The organism is Buttiauxella gaviniae ATCC 51604, from assembly GCF_001654835.1.
In the GTDB taxonomy this organism is placed as follows: Bacteria; Pseudomonadota; Gammaproteobacteria; order Enterobacterales; family Enterobacteriaceae; genus Buttiauxella; species Buttiauxella gaviniae.
Genome location: NZ_LXEP01000013.1, coordinates 1 through 778 on the forward strand (window position 1 = coordinate 1; position 778 = coordinate 778).

At 58.2% G+C, this 778-nt stretch carries 1 protein-coding gene; it reads right to left on the reverse strand.

The window, feature by feature from the left end; all coding sequences use genetic code 11:
• On the reverse strand, window positions 1-778 hold a 778-nt coding region (locus M977_RS07120), incomplete at both ends, for an Ig-like domain-containing protein (RefSeq protein ID WP_157092050.1).

Below are 778 nucleotides of genomic sequence, written 5' to 3' on the forward strand. Positions count from 1 at the left end.
GTTGACGGTGTTGTCACCCGCCACCGTTTCGATGGTCAGGGCATTATGTGCCTGGGTATCGAGCACCACGTTCTGGTGCTCAACTGCAATCGCGGTGTTACCGGACGCATCCACACCGGTGACCATTACCTGTACGTCATTGTTGCCTTCATTCAGCGCCGCGGTGGGTACCGGTACTTCGTAACGCAGCTGACCGTTGGCATCCGTCACAACATTGCCGTGATATTCATGGCCGTTCACGCTGACGACGACGTTATCGCCCACCTGCGCATCACCGCTCACCACACCGGAAATCATCGTCGGCATCCGGGACTCGGTGGCATTCACCACGTTATCACCGGCCACGGTCTGGATGAGCACATGGTTCTCGGCATGGGTATCGAGCACCACGTTCTGGTGCTCAACCGCAATCGCGGTGTTACCGGACGCGTCAACACCGGTGACCATCACCTGCACATCATTGTTGCCTTCATTCAGCGCATGAGTCGGGACCGGTACTTCGTAACGCAGCTGGCCGTTGGCATCCGCCACCACGTCGCCACGGTATTCATGACCGTTAACGCTGACCACCACATGATCGCCCACCTGCGCATCACCGCTCACCACACCCGAGATCATCGTCGGCATACGGGATTCGGCGGCATTCACCACGTTGTCACCGGCCACTGTCTGGATGAGCACATGGTTTTCGGCATGGGTGTCGAGCACCACGTTCTGGTGCTCAACCGCAATCGCGGTGTTACCGGATGCATCCACACCAGTGACCATTACCTGTACG